The 18,016-nt window shown below is 65.0% G+C and carries 14 protein-coding genes; 9 read left to right on the top strand and 5 right to left on the bottom strand.

Features of this window, described 5'->3' with window-relative positions; translation table 11 throughout:
* The first annotated feature begins 534 nt into the window (after window positions 1-534).
* Window positions 535-3,894 (top strand): (Fe-S)-binding protein, encoded by a 3,360-nt coding sequence (locus CH285_RS09455; RefSeq protein ID WP_094643432.1) that lies wholly within the window; start codon window positions 535-537, stop codon window positions 3,892-3,894.
* A 167-nt stretch (window positions 3,895-4,061) separates the two neighbouring features.
* Complete coding sequence (locus CH285_RS09450; protein ID WP_027495639.1) at window positions 4,062-4,331, top strand: hypothetical protein; 270 nt, start codon at window positions 4,062-4,064, stop codon at window positions 4,329-4,331.
* Here the strand turns inward: CH285_RS09450 and CH285_RS09445 are convergent.
* The gene (locus CH285_RS09445; protein WP_094643529.1) at window positions 4,324-6,237 is read right to left on the bottom strand and encodes a dipeptidyl-peptidase 5; all 1,914 of its coding nucleotides are present in this window, start codon (window positions 6,235-6,237) and stop codon (window positions 4,324-4,326) included. The two genes, CH285_RS09450 and CH285_RS09445, sit on opposite strands and share 8 nt — an antisense overlap.
* 100 nt (window positions 6,238-6,337) lie before the next feature.
* Between CH285_RS09445 and CH285_RS09440 the strand changes: the two genes are divergently transcribed.
* Window positions 6,338-6,574, top strand: a complete 237-nt coding sequence (locus CH285_RS09440; RefSeq protein ID WP_048317504.1) for a DUF3263 domain-containing protein — start codon at window positions 6,338-6,340, stop codon at window positions 6,572-6,574.
* Here CH285_RS09440 and CH285_RS09435 read toward each other — a convergent pair.
* Window positions 6,571-7,275, bottom strand: coding sequence for an SOS response-associated peptidase (locus CH285_RS09435; protein ID WP_094643431.1), 705 nt, complete (start codon window positions 7,273-7,275; stop codon window positions 6,571-6,573). The genes CH285_RS09440 and CH285_RS09435 overlap by 4 nt on opposite strands.
* A 105-nt stretch (window positions 7,276-7,380) precedes the next feature.
* Here CH285_RS09435 and CH285_RS09430 point away from each other — a divergent pair, with 105 nt between their 5' ends.
* Entirely contained in the window at window positions 7,381-8,631 is a 1,251-nt protein-coding gene (locus CH285_RS09430) for a pyridoxal phosphate-dependent aminotransferase (RefSeq protein ID WP_027495635.1), read from the top strand.
* 245 nt (window positions 8,632-8,876) lie between these two features.
* On the top strand, window positions 8,877-10,223 hold the full coding sequence (locus tag CH285_RS09425; protein ID WP_176458443.1) for a YibE/F family protein: 1,347 nt from the start codon (window positions 8,877-8,879) through the stop codon (window positions 10,221-10,223).
* Window positions 10,224-10,298: 75 nt separating this feature from the next.
* Here CH285_RS09425 and ald read toward each other — a convergent pair whose 3' ends face one another.
* Window positions 10,299-11,381 (bottom strand): alanine dehydrogenase, encoded by a 1,083-nt coding sequence (ald, locus tag CH285_RS09420; RefSeq protein ID WP_094643430.1) that lies wholly within the window; start codon window positions 11,379-11,381, stop codon window positions 10,299-10,301.
* A gap of 112 nt (window positions 11,382-11,493) precedes the next feature.
* Between ald and CH285_RS09415 the strand changes: the two genes are divergently transcribed.
* Window positions 11,494-12,018, top strand: a complete 525-nt coding sequence (locus CH285_RS09415; RefSeq protein WP_027495632.1) for an Lrp/AsnC family transcriptional regulator — start codon at window positions 11,494-11,496, stop codon at window positions 12,016-12,018.
* Between the two features lie 6 nt (window positions 12,019-12,024).
* Here the strand turns inward: CH285_RS09415 and CH285_RS09410 are convergent, their stop codons facing one another.
* Together CH285_RS09410 and CH285_RS09405 are read right to left on the bottom strand one after the other, a co-directional pair.
* Window positions 12,025-13,890: an Hsp70 family protein gene (locus CH285_RS09410; RefSeq protein ID WP_094643527.1), complete on the bottom strand. Its 1,866-nt coding sequence runs from the start codon at window positions 13,888-13,890 to the stop codon at window positions 12,025-12,027.
* Window positions 13,891-13,989: 99 nt separating this feature from the next.
* Entirely contained in the window at window positions 13,990-15,345 is a 1,356-nt protein-coding gene (locus CH285_RS09405) for a hypothetical protein (RefSeq protein WP_141214926.1), read from the bottom strand.
* A 276-nt stretch (window positions 15,346-15,621) separates the two neighbouring features.
* On the opposite strand from CH285_RS09405, the gene CH285_RS09400 reads away from it, so the two are divergent.
* From CH285_RS09400 to CH285_RS09390, 3 genes are read left to right on the top strand one after another with little or no spacing between them, the layout of a single operon-like run.
* Window positions 15,622-15,879: an acyl carrier protein gene (locus CH285_RS09400; protein ID WP_027495629.1), complete on the top strand. Its 258-nt coding sequence runs from the start codon at window positions 15,622-15,624 to the stop codon at window positions 15,877-15,879.
* Window positions 15,880-15,884: 5 nt separating this feature from the next.
* Window positions 15,885-17,042 carry an acyl-CoA dehydrogenase family protein gene (locus tag CH285_RS09395; RefSeq protein ID WP_094643428.1) on the top strand — a complete coding sequence of 386 codons (1,158 nt, stop codon included), beginning with the start codon at window positions 15,885-15,887 and terminating at the stop codon, window positions 17,040-17,042.
* Complete coding sequence (locus CH285_RS09390) at window positions 17,039-17,977, top strand: amino acid--[acyl-carrier-protein] ligase (RefSeq protein WP_094643427.1); 939 nt, start codon at window positions 17,039-17,041, stop codon at window positions 17,975-17,977. Before CH285_RS09395 ends, CH285_RS09390 begins: the two co-directional genes overlap by 4 nt.
* The last annotated feature ends 39 nt before the right edge of the window (window positions 17,978-18,016 follow it).

Raw genomic sequence — 18,016 nt, 5'->3', positions numbered from 1 at the left:
GTTGTGTTCCGTTTCTGTGCATGTGCTGCAGTGCTTTTGGCGGCAAACCGTCGAACGCGACATCACCCCGAATGACGTCCTCGCACCTCTGGTCCACAGGCAGTGTAAACCATCAATCAGACCGGTCGTTGTGCTACCGACCCTTTACCGTGTCCGAAAAGTTATGAACAATCACAACACCCAAATCGGACAGAAAGACCGCACTTTTGTTCGGTTTCGCGGGACTTGTCTTCCACGGCGCAGCCGGCGGTAAACCTCGGACATCGGGCCGATTCGGCCGGGTTAGGTCTGCCTTCTCGCAGGAGTCACAAGCCCGTACGCCTAACGTGATGCGGGCGACAACCTACTGACGAGTTCAGCCCACCCGTCGGACGGTCTCGTGCGCGCAACCACCAGCGTCGCTCCAGGCGATTCTGACCTAAGTTACCCGTCGGTAGATCCCGCGATCTACTGGCAGGTAACATCGCTGTATTCCTCTCGACGGGCTGGACCCGCGGTAGCTGCTCCAGCTGCCACTGAACGAAAGGCCGCGACATGAACGCCCTGACGATCACGTTGGGCACAGTCGGTGCTCTGCTCAGTCTCGTGTGTTGGTACGCCTTTCTCGGCGGCGCACTGAGAATGTTCAAGACTGTCCGACTCGGCCAGCCTGCCCCCGATCGGTGGCGTCCCATCGTGCCGCGCTTCAAGCAGATGGTCGTCGAGTTCCTGGCCCACACCAAGATGGTCAAGTACCGCACCGTCGGCTGGGCGCACTGGCTGGTCATGATCGGCTTCATGCTGGGCGCGTTCGTCTGGTTCGAGGCCTACGGCCAGACGTTCAACCCCGAGTTCCACTGGCCCATCGTCGGCGATACCGCGGCGTACCACCTCATCGACGAGCTGCTCGGTCTCGGCACCGTCATCGGCATCACCACGCTGATCATCATTCGCCAGCTCAATCACCCCAGGAAGGCCGAGCGTCAGTCGCGCTTCGCCGGCTCCGGGTTCAAGGCCGCGTACTTCGTCGAGGCCGTTGTCCTCATCGAGGGCCTGGGCATGGTGTTCGTCAAGGCAGGCAAGATCGCCACGTACGGGCACTCCAACCCCTACACCGACTTCTTCACGATGCGCCTCGCCGAGCTGCTGCCCGCCAACTCCAACATGGTGTCGATCTTCGCCCTCATCAAATTGATGTCCGGCATGGTCTGGCTCTACATCGTCGGTACCCGCATCAACTGGGGCGTCGCGTGGCACCGCTTCACGGCCTTCCCCAATATCTACTTCAAGCGTATGGACGACGGCACCGTCGCCCTCGGCGCCGCCAAGCCGATGATGTCCGGCGGCAAGGTCCTCGAGATGGAAGAGGCCGATCCCGACGTCGACGCGTTCGGTGCAGGCAAGATCGAGGACTTCAGCTGGAAGGGCTGGCTCGACTTCACCACCTGCACCGAGTGCGGCCGCTGCCAGTCGCAGTGCCCCGCCTGGAACACCGGCAAGCCCCTCTCCCCCAAGCTGCTGATCATGTCGCTGCGCGATCACAGCCACGCCAAGGCCCCGTACCTGCTGGCCGGCGGCAAGAAGGACATGGCGGGCGACGAGGTCGGACTCGTCGATGCCGAGGGCAACGTCGACCAGAAGGCGCTCGACGCCATTCCGCAGAATGCTCGCGACGAAGCCGATCGCAAGCTCGTCGCCGACGCCATCGAGGGCGGCATCATCGATCCCGAGGTGCTGTGGAGCTGCACCACCTGCGGTGCGTGCGTCGAGCAGTGCCCGGTGGACATCGAACACGTCGACCACATCATCGACATGCGTCGCTATCAGGTGCTGATCGAGTCCGAGTTCCCGTCCGAGCTCGCCGGCTTGTTCAAGAACCTGGAGAACAAGGGCAACCCGTGGGGCCAGAACTCCAAGGACCGCCTCAACTGGATCAACGAGATGGACTTCGACATCCCGGTCTTCGGCCAGGACGCCGATTCGTTCCAGGACTACGAGTACCTCTTCTGGGTCGGCTGCGCCGGTGCCTACGAGGACCGCGCCAAGAAGACCACCAAGGCCGTCGCCGAGCTGCTCGCCACCGCAGGCGTGAAGTTCATGGTGCTGGGCGCGGACGAGACCTGCACCGGCGACTCCGCTCGCCGCGCAGGCAACGAGTTCCTGTTCCAGCAGCTCGCGATGCAGAACATCGAAACACTGAACAACGTGTTCGACGGCGTCGAGCAGAGCAAGCGCAAGATCGTCGTCACCTGCGCCCACTGCTTCAACGCACTCGGCAACGAGTACCCGCAGGTCGGCGGTGACTACGAGGTGGTCCACCACACGCAGCTGCTCAACCGTCTCGTGCGGCAGAAGAAGCTGATCCCGGTGGCCTCGGTCAGCCAGGACATCACCTACCACGATCCGTGCTACCTCGGCCGTCACAACAAGGTGTACGACGCCCCGCGTGAGCTCATGGCCGCGTCGGGCTCCAACCTCAAGGAGATGCCGCGTCACGGTGAGCGGTCCATGTGCTGTGGTGCCGGTGGCGCTCGTATGTGGATGGAAGAGAACATCGGCAAGCGCATCAACATCGACCGGGTCGACGAGGCACTTGCCACCAACCCCAAGAAGATCGCCACGGGTTGCCCGTTCTGTCGCGTCATGCTCACCGACGGTGTCACCGCACGGCAGGAAGGCGGCGCACACGAGGGCGTCGAGGTTGTCGACGTCGCGCAGCTGATGCTCGAATCGATCACCCGAGTCGAGTCCTCGGTATTGGCCGAGAACATCAAGGTCATCCCCCGCGAGCAGACTCCCGAAGAGAAGCTGGCCACCGAAAAGGTCGCAGCCGTCGAAGAGAAGGGGCGCGTCGAGGAGATCGAGGTCGCAGCCGAAGGCGGCGATCCCGAAGCCGAGACGAAGAAGGCGCAGCCGGCCAAGGCTGCTGGTGGCCTGAAGATGAAGGGACTTGCGAAAGCTCCCGGAGCCAAGACACCCGGTTCTGCACCCGCCAACGCCGAAGCCGACAAGACGTCGGGGCACTCGGCCGATACTGCCGCGGACGCATCGAAGCCCAAGAGCCTCGGTTTGGCCGGTGGCAAGGCACCCGGCGGCAAGGGTCTGCAGATGAAGGGCAAGGCACCCGGCGCGAAGGCGGCTGCCCCGGCACCTGCCGACGCTCCCGCGGCAACCGAAGCACCTGCTCCCGCAGAGGCCTCCGAGTCGACTCCAACCGTCAAGCCCAAGGGCCTGGCCGTGAAGTCCGGATTCAAGAAGCCCGGCGCGAAGGCACCCGGCAAGCCCGCCGACGCTGCTCCTGCGGCGTCGACACCCGCCCCGGAAGCGGTTGATGATGCAGCGGAATCACCTTCTGCTGCAACTGAATCCGTAGCCACAGAATCCAAGCCGACCGTCCAGCCCAAGGGTCTGGCCGTGAAGTCCGGATTCAAGAAGCCGGGAGCCAAGGCACCGGGCAGGCCTGCTGCCGAAGCACCTGCGTCCGAGGCTCCTACGGCTGAGGCACCCGCCACCGAGACTGCTGCAACCGAGCCCGCTGCAACCGAATCCGTAGCAGCAGAGTCCAAGCCGACCGTCCAGCCCAAGGGTCTGGCCGTGAAGTCCGGATTCAAGAAGCCGGGCGCGCGGACACCGGGTGCGGCCGCCGCCGCACCTGCGGCGACACCAGCCGAGCCGGCTGCAGCAGAGCCCGAAAAGGCCGAGCCGACACCGGAAGCTGAGGCACCGGTCACGGAAGCACCGGTCACCGAAGCACCAGAGGCCGAGGTACCGGACACAGAGGCTCCGAAGGCAGAAGCGTCGGACACTGCGGCCGAGACCACATCCAACGGTTCGGGTGATCGCACCCCGCCCAAGCCGAAGGCCGGTGGACTCGGATTCGCTCCGGGTGCAAAGGTTCCGGGTCGCCGGAAGTAACCTCCCACCCTTGTTACCGACTGCGCGCCCCTGCTCACTTCAGAGCAGGGGCGCGCAGTCGTCGGTAGGGGTGTGAAGTCCCTGCTGGACCCCCGCGGCGGTGGACGAATCGGACATCGTGAGTATGGTCGGAACCGAACTGCATACCCGAAGAAGTAGGAGCAGGCATGACCGACGACGCGGACAAGCTCTTTCGCCGCTACGACGAGTGGTGGACGGCGCTGTCGCCCGACGATCGAGCGCATGTCGAGAAGTGCTGCGAGTCCGGCCGCACCGACGAGCGCCTCTGTGCATTGGTGATCGAGCACAACGGCCCGTCGAAGGCGGCGTTCGAGGCGGGCAGCAAACTGTCCGTCGGCAACAGCAAGTACTGCGCGATCCCCAGCGCGCTGCTCGAATTTCTCGAGGCGAAGCGCGCACACCCACCACTCAGCTAGACGGTCGCCACAGCTCCAGTTCGGGGATTCCGGGTGGGGTGAATCCCATGACCTGCCCGTAGAACGACAGTTCCGATTCTCGGGCGTTCACCTGTGTTTCGAGTTTGCGGAATCCGTGGGACTCACCGGCGTACGTGAGGTAGGCGTGCGGTATCCCCTTCTCCACCATGGCGTCTCGGAATCGCTCGGCCTGCGAGGGCGGCACGATGGGATCGTCGAGACCCTGCAGCAGCAGTACCGGGCACGAGAGTCCGTCGACGTTGTTCACCGGCGCGCGGGTGCGATACAGGTCGATGGCCTCGGGCAGCGGCCCGATGAGCCCGTCGATGTAGCGGGACTCGAAATCGTGCGTCTCGGCGACGAACATCTCCAGTTCGGCGACGCCGAAGTACGAAGCACCGCAAGCGAATACGTCGGACGATGTGAGCGCGGCCAATACCGTCCAGCCACCTGCCGAACCACCTTCGATGGCCAGCCGGTTCGGGTCGGCGAGGCCGGCGTCAGCCAATCCACGGACCGCGGCGATGGTGTCTTCGACGTCGACCACGCCCCACTGTCCACGCAACCGGTTACGGTATTCGCGCCCGTACCCACTGGATCCGCCGTAGTTCACATCGACGACGCCGATGCCGCGGCTGGTGAAGTACGCGAACACCGGGTTCAACGCCGGTGCCACGTGCGCCGTCGGACCGCCGTGCACGAACGCGACGTACGGCGGTAGTTCGCCGTCGAGCCCCTCGTAGGACGGGTTACGTGGTGCGTACGCGATGGCATGCACTTCGCGATCCGGTCCCTGGAAGGTGACCTGACGCCCCGCGGGCAGGTATTCGACATCCGGTATCGATTCGAAACTCGAACGGACACTGCGTAATTCGCGCGTGGCCAGGTCGACTGCAAACAGTCCCGACGGCACCTGCGCGCCGCCGCCCCGGAGCAGAACCGTCGATCCGAGCCGTCCCCCGAGCCCCACCGAAGTCACTCCGTCGAGTTCGATGTCGTCGAGGGTGCCGGTGGCGGGGTCGAGAATGGCGAGCGTATCCGTGCCGACGGTGCGAACGGTCAGCAACGTGCCGTCGTCCAGAACGTCGTACCAGCGGGCTCCGAGTTGCCAGAGCGGGGCGCCGAAGTCTGCATCGAGGGTAGACACCGGCGTCGCTGCGCCGTCCAGCGTGACCGAATACAGGTTCCACCAACCACTTCGGTCGCTGATGACATACAGCGACTCGTCGTCGATCCATTTCGGCTGCAACACCGATTCCTCGGTCGAACCCGCCAACACAGTCCACGACGACGGATCCGCCAGCGATGCGACCCGCAGTTCTGTTCCGTCCCAGGGCATCTGCGGATGGTTCCAGGCGATCCACGCGATGCGGCTGCCGTCGGGTGAAAGCCTGGGGTAGGCAAGGAAATTCGATCCCGAGACCAGTGAGCGCACTCCGCCGCCGCCGAGGTCGATCGCGACGATGTCTCGGGTGACAGCTCCGGCGTCGTGCGTCTCGCGGACGGCGATCACGTCGGTACCGACCACCGACAGCTCCCCGTACCGAATGCTCGACGCCACAGCCGGGGCCGGGGTGAGCGGTAGCGGTGCGTCGCCGGGGGTGAGTCGGTAGATGCGTTGATCGGAGAATTCGGCGAACACCAGATCGCCGTTCGGCGTTGCCGTCCATGCGCCGCCGCCGTATTCGTGAACGCGGGTGCGGGCATTGAACGGTGCCGGCAGGATTGCCTCGACCTGTCCGTCGACGTGGCGGCAGATCGCGGTTCGGCCCTGTTCGGTGGGCCGCACCTCGGACCACCAGATCTCGTGTCCGACGAATCGTCCACCTTCGACGGGGTGGCCGGCCGACGACAGGTCGGCTGCGGTGATGGGCGAGGGCCAGGATCCGTACGCGAGAGCGGTCACCTGCTCCACCCTAGTGAACTCCACACGCACGTAACGCGCTGTTCATCGCACCTTCAACCGCGACACAGATGATGGTGGGACGCAGCACGAGGGAGAGATCATGCGCCGGACCACCACCCACTCCGTCGACCACGAGATTCTGACGTTCGGTCGTACCTGGCATGGGTACGGCGGCGGCAGTGCCGAGGACATCTATGTGGCGTTCGGGGTCGATGCGTCCACCTACTTCCGGCGACTCGAGCGCATCCTCGATTCCCCGGTGGCCGACGACCTGACTGTGAGCGAGCGAGCCGCGATGCTCGATATCTGCCGGCACCGCACCGACGGCCAGGGCTAGACCGGAGTCAGCAGCTCGGGGCTGTTGTTCTTCACACTGTTCACCGCGGTACTCACCTCGTAGGGCTCGAGCCGTGGCTCCGGTATCGCGGCCAGCAGCTCGGACACCTCGCTCAGGTCCGTCAGCGTCGGATCCAGCCAACTCGCCCGCAGCTCCGGGGGCAGCACAACCGGTGATCGATCGTGGATGTGCCCGAGGGCGTCCGCAGCAGGCGAGGTGAGCACGGTGGCCGACCAGACCCAGCGGCCCTCGTCGTCGTCGGCCTTGGTGGGGTCTCGCCACAGTTCGTACAGACCCGCCATCGCCAGCACGCCCTGCTCGTGCAGGAAATACGGCACTTTGGCACCGTCGCGCTTCTCCCACTCGTAGTACCCGTCGGCCGGAATGATGCAGCGCCGACGGCTTGCGGCCTTCTTGAACGACGGCTTCTCGGTGATCGTCTCGGACCTGGCGTTGATGAGCCGGGACCCGATCTTCGCGTCCTTCGCCCACGACGGAATCAATCCCCATCGCACCGAACGCAATTGGCGCACGGCGTCGGACTCGGGTTCGTCCTTGGGCGCGCGTTCGAGCACCGTCCTGATGGTCTGGGTCGGGGCTACGTTGTACGACGGCGGCACCTCGTCGCCCACTGTCTCGGCGATGTCGAAGACCGCCTGCAGGTCGCTGTCACTCCGGGTACTGGCATACCGTCCGCACATGGAACGAGATTGTTCCACCTGCCACCGACACGGCCCAGTGAAACGGCGGTGCCCGAACGACAACCTCGTGGATTCCCACGGCACTCACCTGGCACGATGTGACGGGTGAGCACTCCGCAGATCCACCCACAGCCGCGTTATCGCACGTTGCAGCAGTCGACCAAGCTGCAGAACGTGCTGTACGAGATCCGCGGACCGGTACACGCGCATGCGGCCAGGCTCGAGGCCGAGGGCCATCGCATCCTGAAGCTGAACATCGGTAATCCGGCCCCGTTCGGCTTCGAGGCTCCGGACGTGATCGTGCGAGACATGATCGCGGCGCTACCGGTGGCCCAGGGCTACTCGGAGTCGAAGGGCATCCTGTCGGCTCGCCGTGCCATCGTCACGCGCTACGAACTCGAACCGGGCTTCCCCGATCTGGACGTCGACGACATCTACCTCGGTAACGGCGTCTCCGAGCTCATCACGATGACGATGCAGGCGCTGCTGGACGACGGCGACGAGGTCTTGATCCCGGCCCCGGACTACCCGCTGTGGACGGCGATGACGACGCTGTCCGGCGGCAAGGCGGTGCACTACATGTGCGACGAGGAGAACGGGTGGAATCCCGATCTCGCCGACATCGAGTCGAAGATCACCCCGAAGACCGTCGCGCTGCTGGTGATCAATCCCAACAATCCGACGGGTGCGGTGTACTCCAAGGAGGTCCTGCAGGGCATCGTCGATCTGGCGCGCAAGCATCAGCTGCTGTTGCTCGCCGACGAGATCTACGACCGGATTCTCTACGACGACGCCGAGCACACCTCGCTGGCGAGCCTGGCTCCGGATCTGCTGTGCCTGACGTACAACGGTCTGTCCAAGGCGTATCGCGTGGCCGGCTACCGTGCCGGATGGCTCGCGATCACCGGCCCGAAGAAGCACGCCGCGGGGTTCATCGAAGGCATCGACCTGCTCGCGTCGACGCGTCTGTGTCCCAATGTGCCTGCCCAGCACGCCATTCAGGTTGCTCTGGGTGGGTATCAGAGCATCGAGGATCTGATCCTGCCCGGCGGGCGGCTGCTCGAGCAGCGCGATGTCGCGTGGGAGAAGCTCAACGCGATTCACGGGGTCTCGTGCGTCAAGCCGCGCGGTGCGCTGTACGCATTCCCGCGACTCGATCCCGAGGTGCACGAGATCTACGACGACGAGAAGCTCGTACAGGACCTGCTGCTGCAGGAGAAGATCCTGGTTGTGCAGGGCACCGGATTCAACTGGCCCGGTCATGATCACGTGCGGATCGTGACGCTGCCGTGGGCCCGCGATCTGGCCGTCGCGATCGAGAGGTTCGGCAACTTCCTGTCCTCGTACAAACAGTGAGGCTCGAAGTTACCCACAAGTAGTTGAAAGTGATGGACAAAACACCGGGGTGATCCCGCCTCCGCCGCGATTCATCTGTACATTGGCGGACGGCACTTCGGTGCCCGCGAGCCCTGTTCGTGCCCATCCCCCCCGGGTCGATCAGGTGGTGGCGGGGGACGCCCCCCCTGCTCCCCGCCACCGAGCTCCTCGCCACGGCCGAGTACCCGGCCGGTACCGATCCGGCCCCGTACTAGCCTTGCACCGTGGAACCACACGGCACGCAACCCTCGGACGGCATCTCGCCGGGCTCCACTTCTCATGTGGGTCACGGTCACGGCCACAGCGACGCCCCCGTGCCGTTGGGACCGGTGGCAGCCAAGGTCGTCGTCGGATTGCTGATCGCTACTGCCATAGCCGTCATCGCCGGGGCCTTCGCGCTCTGGCCCAGCAAACAGAGCATCGACATCCCGCTGCCGTTCCAGACCTCGGGTGGCGGTGCAGTGTCCACCGAGGCGGGCACCATCACCTCGCAGAGCATCGGACCCTGCGGGAGTCCCGACGCAGGTCGAGCGTTCACCGGCAACCCGACCCCTGCGGTCAACGACTCGTACGAATGTCAGCGCAGCATCGTCGACATCACCACCGGTGAGGACGCAGGCAAAAGGACGGTACTCGAGATCGCGCCGGGTCCCGGCCAACCGACTCTGAGCGCCGGTGAGGACATCCGGCTGGTTGTGCAGACAGACCCCTCCGGTGGAGTCCGATACTCCTTCAACGACTATTCCCGCGGGCTTCCGCTCGGGTTGATCGTCGGCGTGTTCGCCGTGGTCATCTGCGTCGTGGCCCGCTGGCGAGGATTCCGCGCGCTGGTGGGCCTGCTCATCGCGTTCGCCGTGCTCGTGGTGTTCATGCTGCCCGCGCTGCTCGACGGCGCTCCGGCCATTCCGGTCGCGCTGGTCGCCGGCGCGATCATTCTCTACGCCGTGCTGTATCTGGCGCACGGCGTCAACCTCCGGACCAGCTCGGCGCTACTGGGCACGCTGACCTCGATGGGCGTGGCCGCAGTGCTGTCCTACGTCGCGATTCGGATGACGCACCTCACCGGGTTGTCGGAGGAACAGAACACTGCGGTGCAGACGTACATCGGCAATGTCAGCGTCACCGGTCTGCTGTTGGCCGGCTTCATCATCGGCTCGCTCGGTGTGCTCAACGACGTGACGATCACCCAGGCCTCGGCGGCCTTCGAGTTGGCATCGGTGGACGAGACGGCGTCGCGGCGCGAGATCTTCACCGCCGCAATGCGGGTGGGGCGCGATCACATCGCCAGTACCGTCTACACCCTGGTACTCGCGTACGCCGGTGGTGCGCTGCCGCTGCTGCTGCTCTTCAGCGTCGCCGACCGGTCGATCCAGGACGTGTTGACCGGTGACGCGGTGGCGATCGAAATCGTGCGGTCGTCCGTCGGTGGCGTCGCGCTGGCCCTGTCGGTACCGCTCACCACTGCCATTGCCGTCCTGCTGGCTCGGCCGCTCACCTCGTCGCGGATGCCCTCTTCGCCGCGGCAGGCCAAGCCCACACGATCGCGGGGCTCGGGCCGCCACAGCGCGTAGAGCGGCTTCGCCGCATGTGAGTGGAAACTCGTAGCAGGCACCGATCTTTCGTGCACGTGCGGCGAAGCCGCTCGGTCAGGCGAACGCCGCCGCAACGGTCGCGGACAGCAGCTCACCCTCATGGGTGCTCAGGCCCGCTTTCAGACCGGGGTCCGCGGCGCAGGCGGCTTCCCAACCCTTGTCGGCCAGGGCAACCACGTAGGGCAGGGTGGCGTTGGTTAGCGCGTACGTCGAGGTACGGGGCACGGCTCCGGGCATGTTGGCCACGCAGTAGAAAACGGATTCGTGCACCTTGTAGGTGGGATCGGAGTGGGTGGTGGCCACCGAGTCCTCGAAGCAGCCGCCCTGATCGATGGCGATGTCGACCAGAACCGATCCCGGCTTCATGCGCTGAACCAGGCTGTTCGACACCAGCTTCGGCGCTTTCGCTCCGGGGACAAGTACGGCTCCGATGACCAGATCGGCAGCCAGCACGGCCTGTTCGAGTTCGTATGCGTTCGACACCACTGTCTTGACGGCACCGCGGTACTGATCGTCGATCGCGCGCAGCGCTCGGACATCGAGATCCAGTACGGTGACGTCGGCGTGCATACCGAAAGCGATTGCGGTGGCGTTCTTTCCGGAGACGCCGGCTCCGATCACGACGACGTTGGCGGGACGCACTCCCGGTACGCCACCCATCAGTACGCCGCGGCCACCTTCACTCGACATCAGGTGGTAGGCACCGGCCTGCGGTGCCAGACGGCCGGCAACTTCGCTCATCGGCGCGAGCAGGGGCAGCGATCCGTCTGCGGCAGTGACGGTTTCGTAGGCAATGGACGTGGTGCCCGACGCCAGCAACGCGTCGGTGCAGGCCTTTGACGCCGCAAGATGCAGGTAGGTGAACAGCACCTGACCCTTGCGCAGGCGTGAATACTCCTCGGCGATGGGTTCTTTGACCTTGAGCAGGAGATCGGCCGCGTCCCAGACGGCAACCGCGTCGGTGAAAATTTGCGCGCCTGCGGCTTTGTAATCGGTATCGGTGAACGACGAACCGGCGCCGGCTTCGGTTTCGATGATCACTTCGTGTCCTCGCGAGACAAGTTCGTGCACGCCTGCCGGGGTGATGGCCACCCGGTATTCGTGGTTCTTGATCTCGCGTGGAATTCCGATTTTCATGACGTCCTCCTGCAGTGGCGGTGACCGAAGCGACGCTCCGTGGGTACGCCAACTATGAATTATGTGCGGAATTGCTGCAATGGATGTGAACAAAATTCTGTATCGTCGGGCCATGGATGCAGATAGTTCATTTCAGCCGGTCGATGAGGGGGCTCGATCGAATGATGTTCGGTCCGTCGCCCTGGACCGAATCGACCACATTCTGCTCGACGAACTGCGTCGAGACGCACGCACACCGAACAATGCGCTGGCGGCCGCAGCAGGGATCGCGCCGTCCACGGCCCTCACCCGAGTTCGGGCGCTTGTCGAACGCGGCGTCATCCGCGGCTTCCACGCCGACATCGACCCCGAGGCCCTCGGGCAGGGCATTCAGGCCATGATCTCGGTTCGGCTGCAAGCGGATGCTCGACGGCGGATCAGCGAATTCGGTTCGAAGATCGCGTCCCGAAAGGAGACGCTGAACATCTACTTCATTGCCGGGGCCGACGACTTCCTGGTGCATGTGGCGACGGTCGACACGGCCACCCTGCGCGATTTCGTCGTCGAGAATCTCAGTGCCGACCCTGCCGTCGCAGCGACCGAGACCATCTTGATCTTCGAGCACATCAGGCCGCGAAACACGAACGCGGACAAATAGAACCGATCAGGGTGCCGGCGGCACGATCGGGGGGAAGCCCGGCAACGTGAAGTCCGGGAAGCCCGGAATCAGCGGCGGCGGCTGCTGCGTCGTGACGGGCGGAACGGACTCGACCGGTGCCGGCGGCGGCTCGACCGTCGTGGTCTCGGTGGTCGTGACCGGCTGTTCCCACGTGGTTTCCGGCTGCTCGGTCGTCGGCTCCACAGTGGTGGTCGGTTCCGGCGCAGGCGGTGGCGGCAACAGAACGGGAGCGGGCGTCGTTGTCGGCACCGTCGTGACCACCGGAGTATCGGTCTGATCGCGACTGACCGAGGTGTCCACTACCTGCGGGGAGTTCTGGTGGGTGAACATGAAGCCGGACACGGCGACCACCGCTGCCGCGCAGAACGCGAGCACTCCGCCGGTCCGCAGCCTGCGCCGTGCGCGAGTGCGATCGTCTTCACCGTCGTCGTCGTCGTAATCGGCGTCGAGCCAGTAGATGTTCTTCAGCTGGAACGGAACAGGCTTACCGTCCTCGACGGTGTCGGCGGCAGCATCGGTGGCGGACGTATGCGACACCGGCTGTACTGCAGGCGCTTCCACGGCGACGGCAGAGACCTCACCCACTCCGTTCTCGGAAATCTCGTGCACCGCAGTCGATTCCGACGAAGGCTGAGCCTCCACGGTCGACGGCTCGGGAATATCGGCGGGCGCGTCGGCGAATTTCGAGGATTCAAAACCGGTTGCTGCAGAAGCCGATTCGGTCACCGATGCGGCGGCAATCCACGGACGTGCGGGCACGGGACGAGTCGAGCTCGGCGTCGCCACCAGCGGTGCGGCATGCTGCGACTCCGAACGCGCAGGCATCATCGGCTCGGGCGCAGGCGGCACCACAGGCACCGGCGGTGCTACCGGCATCGGCGAGACAACAGCGGCGCTGTCCGTGTGTCGACGTCTCGGCACGCTTGCCTGCGCGTCGCGCGCAGTACGGTCGGGAGCGGTTCTGGTGCGCGAGTTCGGCCGCGCGGCCAGTGCTGCTCCGCGTGCGGCCACCGTCTCGGGCTCGGTCGGAACGATGGAGGGCAGTTCGAGCAGTGGGCCCACGCGCTGCTGGACGATGGGCATGCGGGCACCACCACCGATCAACACGACCGCGTCGATCGGCACGTTGGCACCGATCATGACTTCGCGAGCGAACTCGATCGCCTCGTCGAGCAGGTCTGTGATCAGCAGTTCGAAGTTCTCCCGGGACAGCAGGATCATCCCGCTCGCGTCGGGCAGGCACACGGCGTCCTGGGTGGACAGGCGTTCCTTGGCGATGCGGCAGCGCTTCTCGAACAGCGCAATGTCGGGGTCGGTCGCCGGCTTACCGAGGCGCTGGAGCTGATTGTTGCGCACGTAGGCGTCGATCAGATCACCGCTGTAGGAGCCGGAGCGCTGGGATGCCGTCACCGTGCGCGCCGTCAGGTCGACGACGCTGACCGTCAATCCGGAACTACCGAGGTCGAACAGGGCGACAGAGCCGGCACCTCGCGCCTCACCGGTGACGGCGAGGTATTCGATGACAGCCTCGACCTCGGGGACCAGGTGGTAGTTGTTCAGGTGAGCACCAGCGAAGGCGGCGCGCAGTGCATCGGCCTGACGCGGATCCCGGTAGGCGATGCCGGTGGACAGTTCGGGTTCGACCTCGGCAGCGGCACCGATCGATTCGGCGGCCAGGTGCGGGAGGTCCCCGGTGGCACTGTCGATCAGTTCGTTGCGAAAGAACAGTGGCCTCTCGACGTCGGTGACCAGGGCGGACGAGGTGTCGCCGGAGGCTCCGAACTGGTCGGCTCTGGGCTGCGCCGTGCGCACGGCTCGGGTCCCCATGGACACCCCAAGCAGCACAGTCACGATCGTCGGCCTCACTTCGTTCGGCGGTTTCGGTGAACGCCCCATCGGGAGTCCACCCGCACACGGTACCGTCTCGCGGCGAGCTGCACTAAAGGGTGCCTACGGGCCTGCTTGTTCGGCTTCGGTGTCGGTGAAGCCGAAACCGATGTCGGACGCCTCGCCGGGAGGCTGGTACATCTCACCGGTGTACGAATATTGCTCGACGTAGAGCTGCTCGTACGTCAGAGTGGTCGGTCCCGCCGCAGCCGGTTGGTCGGGTGGAGGTGTGTCGGTGACCGGGGGTGCGATCTCGGCGAGAGTCGCCTCGAAACCGGGGTCGGTATTGATCACGGATCTGGGCGCATTGTCGAAATCGGCGAAGAGCGCGAACATCAGCGCGACAACCACCACTCCGACCGACACCGCCACGGCACCGATCTTGAGTACCGCCTGCCGAGTCCACTGCCGGTCCGAGAAAGTCGACAGGTACGACAACGGAATCGCAGCGACCCAGCGGCGACCGACACCACGGGCTTTGTGTGGCGATGGGTCTTCCCGAGCGAGTTCCGGTTCCGCTTCGGGTTGCGTCGTCGACTCGACCTCGGACGACGACTCCGATTCCACTACCTCCACTACCGGCGACGGTTCCACTACCGGATCGGGGACCTGTTTCGAGCCGATTTCAGCCCGGATCAGCGCGCCCTCGGCAACCGGCGACACCGAGTCGTGGACGGTGAGCGGCACCGGCCAGGTGGCGCGAACCCGCCGCTGGACGAGGGGGCTGTTGGCCACTCCTCCCAGCAACACGATCGCGTCGGGGGTCCGGGGACCGACCCACTCGATCATGTCGTCGATCAGTGGGGTGGCGACCGCCTCGAACTCGTCGCGTTCGAGGATCATCGGGCCGTTGTTGGGTGCGCGCACACCGGCCGACGTGGTCAGTAGCTCCCGAAGCTCTCGAAAGAACGTGCGGTAGGACGCGGCACCCTCGGGCCCTTCCGGTTCCGGCAGGATCCCCTTGGTCATCACCAGGCCCTGCACCACGTCGTCGAGTCGTTCGCCGCCGAACGACTCCGTCCGGTCGTGCCATGCGACGGTTTCTTCGGCGGTGTTCACGACCAAGGCCGACGTTCCGCGTCTCCCGAGGTCGAGCACCAGCACGGTCGTCGCGTCGGCGAGGGTGTCGAGCGAACGCACGAACGCGAGCAGCGCGTAGTGCTCGTCGACCGTCTCGACGGATGCAGCCAGGCCTGCCGACGTCGGGAAATCCGTGTAGCGCAGGGTGCGAGCCTCGCGCCCGGTGATGACGACGGAGTCGAAGGGGCCGCGCGCTCCGATTCGGTCGGACAGGTCGTGCATCGCGCGGTCCGGATCGGTGAGCTCGAGATCGACGGACTCGACGACGCGGCGGTCACCATCGGTGTAGGCGATGCGCAGGGCGTCCGACTCCACGGCCACGCCGCAGACTGGTCCCATCGAGTGTTGTCCTTCGATTGCTTGCCGTATGAACAGACGATCGGAACCTATCGTACGCACGCTCGGTGTGGCCGAAACGAGCAAACGGGCCGAAAACCGACATGCGGGACGTAGGTCACGAAACTTGCACTCGGTATGCGGTATCGGCTTCAAACAATCTGAGATATTGTTTACCCGGGTCTGGGGAGACTGCGGGTCGAAATATTTTCCGTCGGCCCGTACGACTTGCGAGGCCGCCCGGTCTCGCACCCAAGCGATCGGTGGAGGTCCGTCACGATGGAAACACTCAGTACGCAGTTCGACGCACGCATTCGGGACGTGCTGGACAAGCTCGGCAAGATGCCGGTCGCCGCGTCGGACATCGACTCTGCTTCCGACCTGTACGACAGTGGCTTGACCTCGCACGCGAGTGTCAACGTCATGATCGGCCTCGAGGACGAGTTCGACATCGAATTCCCGGACTCGATGCTGCAGAAGTCCACGTTCGCGAGCATCGACGCGATCGCAGCTGCTGTCGCACAACTCGCAGGCTGACGACCATGACGGTCTCGTCCGACAGTCGCCCCGCGCAACTGCCCCTCACCGACGTCCTCAAGACCCTCCGCACGTTCGCGGCCGAGGTCGACCGCGAGGGCAGGTTTCCCGCCGAGTCCGTCGACGCTCTGCGCTCGGCAAATCTGTTCGCCGCCGCGATACCGACGGCGCTCGGCGGCGGTGGCCTGTCCCTCACCGAGCTCGCCCGGGTAGCACGCGATCTCGGTGCCGAATGTGCATCGACGGCAATGATTTTCGTCATGCACCAGTCTCAGATCCTGAGCATCGTCAGGCACGGCGGCACCCCCACATCCGACGCGTTGCTGCGCCGCATCGCAGCCGACCAACCGCTCGTCGCGTCGGCGACGACGGAGATCAACATCGGCGGCGACGTGCGTTCGAGCAGCTGCGCGGTCGAGTACGACGGAGACCGCATCCACCTGGCCAAGACCGCACCGGTGATTTCGTACGGCGAATACGCCGAGATCGTTCTCGCGACGGCGCGGCGCACGGTGGACAGCCCGCCGAGCGATCAGGTTCTGGTGGTGTGCCAGAAGCCCGACGTCACCCTCGAACGCACCAGCAACTGGGACACTCTCGGGTTTCGTGGCACCTGCAGCCCGGGCTTCCAGCTCGACGCCGTTGCCGACCGCTCGAGCATTCTGCGCGATAGCTACGGCGAGATTTCCTCGCAGACAATGCTTCCGGTGGCCCATGTGCTGTGGGCCTCGGCATGGCTCGGCATCGCCGACGCAGCCGTGTCCAAGTCCCGCAAGTTCGTCCGCAAGGCGGCGAGCAAGAGCCCCGGTGTCACTCCTCCCTCCGCCCTGCGGCTGGCCGAATTGTTCGTGGCCCACGAACAACTCGTCGACACCGTGTTCGGCGCAGCGGCGAAGTTCGAGGCCATCGCAGATTCCCCCGAGGAGCTCGGTTCCATCGGTTTCGCCGTCAAGATCAACAACGTCAAGGTGACGGCGTCGACTCTCGTCATCGACATCGTCGGCAAGGCGATGCAGATCTGCGGCATCTCCGGGTATCGAGAAGACGGCGACTTCAGCATCGGACGGCACCTCCGCGACGCGCACGGCTCGGCGATCATGGTCAGCAACGAACGCATCCTCGCGCACAACTCTCAACTCGCGCTTCTCTACAAAGGCAAATGATGACCCAGACACAGGACAAGACCTCCGAACTGGATTCGGCGCGAAGCGAATTCAGGCAAGAGCTCGTCGACGCCGGCTTGCTGATCCCGTCGTCCGTGCTCGGTCTGTACGGCCGGTCCGGCGAGTTCGAAGACATCATCGAATCGATCGACCGTCGGGTCGTGGCCGCGAGCGCGTCGGAACACGGTACGACTGTGCCCAGGTTCCGATTCCCGCCGGTCTTCCCGCGGGAAGCATTCGAGAAGACCGACTACATCGCGTCGTTCCCCAATCTCACCGGTGCCATCAACACGTTCGACGGCGACAACAAGGCCCATGCCGCGCTGCTCGCCGATCGCTCCGAGGGCAAGGACTGGGATCACCACCTCGAGTCGGCCGGGACGATGCTGGTGTCCGCGGCATGTCACCCGTCGTACTCGATGTTGCCGTCCGTACTCCCGTCCGGCGGGACGACGTACGACATCTACGGGTACTGCTTTCGGCACGAGCCTGCCGTCGACCCTGCTCGCATGCAGGCCTTCCGCATGCACGAAATCGTGCGGGTCGGCACTCCGGACGATGCCGTCGCCCACCGGGAGAGGTGGGTGCAGCGCGGCCTGGAGGTGCTGGCCGAACTGGGACTCGAGGCAGAAGCGGTGATCGCCAACGACCCGTTCTTCGGTCGGGCAGGTCGCATGCTCGCGGCCAATCAACGCAACGAGAACCTCAAGACCGAGCTGGTCGTGCGGCTGTACGGAGACCTGGACGACGGCACGGCCGTGGTCTCGTGCAACTGCCATCGCGATCACTTCGGCCACACCTTCGACATCAGCACCGCCGACGGCGAACCTGCTCACAGTGCCTGCGTCGGCTTCGGCATGGAGCGTATTGCGCTGGCGCTGTTGCGGACCCACGGTATCGACCGCAACAAGTGGCCGAGGTCGCTTCGTTCGTGACGTCGGTAGCCGACGTCGATATCCCTACCAGCGATCGGA

Source organism: Rhodococcus sp. 05-2256-B1 (assembly GCF_002258465.1).
In the GTDB taxonomy this organism is placed as follows: Bacteria; Actinomycetota; Actinomycetes; order Mycobacteriales; family Mycobacteriaceae; genus Rhodococcoides; species Rhodococcoides fascians.
Note: the sequence above shows the minus strand (reverse complement) of the source record. Positions and strands in the feature narration are given on the sequence as shown.

What these genes read in the sequence shown, in the direction of transcription:
- CH285_RS09455 (WP_094643432.1), top strand. Translation starts at nt 535, where the DNA reads ATGAACGCCCTGACGATCACGTTGGGCACAGTCGGTGCTCTGCTCAGT.
- CH285_RS09450 (WP_027495639.1), top strand. Translation starts at nt 4,062, where the DNA reads ATGACCGACGACGCGGACAAGCTCTTTCGCCGCTACGACGAGTGGTGG.
- CH285_RS09440 (WP_048317504.1), top strand. Translation starts at nt 6,338, where the DNA reads ATGCGCCGGACCACCACCCACTCCGTCGACCACGAGATTCTGACGTTC.
- CH285_RS09435 (WP_094643431.1), bottom strand. Translation starts at nt 7,275, where the DNA reads ATGTGCGGACGGTATGCCAGTACCCGGAGTGACAGCGACCTGCAGGCG.
- ald (WP_094643430.1), bottom strand. Translation starts at nt 11,381, where the DNA reads ATGAAAATCGGAATTCCACGCGAGATCAAGAACCACGAATACCGGGTG.
- CH285_RS09415 (WP_027495632.1), top strand. Translation starts at nt 11,494, where the DNA reads ATGGATGCAGATAGTTCATTTCAGCCGGTCGATGAGGGGGCTCGATCG.
- CH285_RS09405 (WP_141214926.1), bottom strand. Translation starts at nt 15,345, where the DNA reads ATGGGACCAGTCTGCGGCGTGGCCGTGGAGTCGGACGCCCTGCGCATC.
- CH285_RS09400 (WP_027495629.1), top strand. Translation starts at nt 15,622, where the DNA reads ATGGAAACACTCAGTACGCAGTTCGACGCACGCATTCGGGACGTGCTG.
- CH285_RS09395 (WP_094643428.1), top strand. Translation starts at nt 15,885, where the DNA reads ATGACGGTCTCGTCCGACAGTCGCCCCGCGCAACTGCCCCTCACCGAC.
- CH285_RS09390 (WP_094643427.1), top strand. Translation starts at nt 17,039, where the DNA reads ATGATGACCCAGACACAGGACAAGACCTCCGAACTGGATTCGGCGCGA.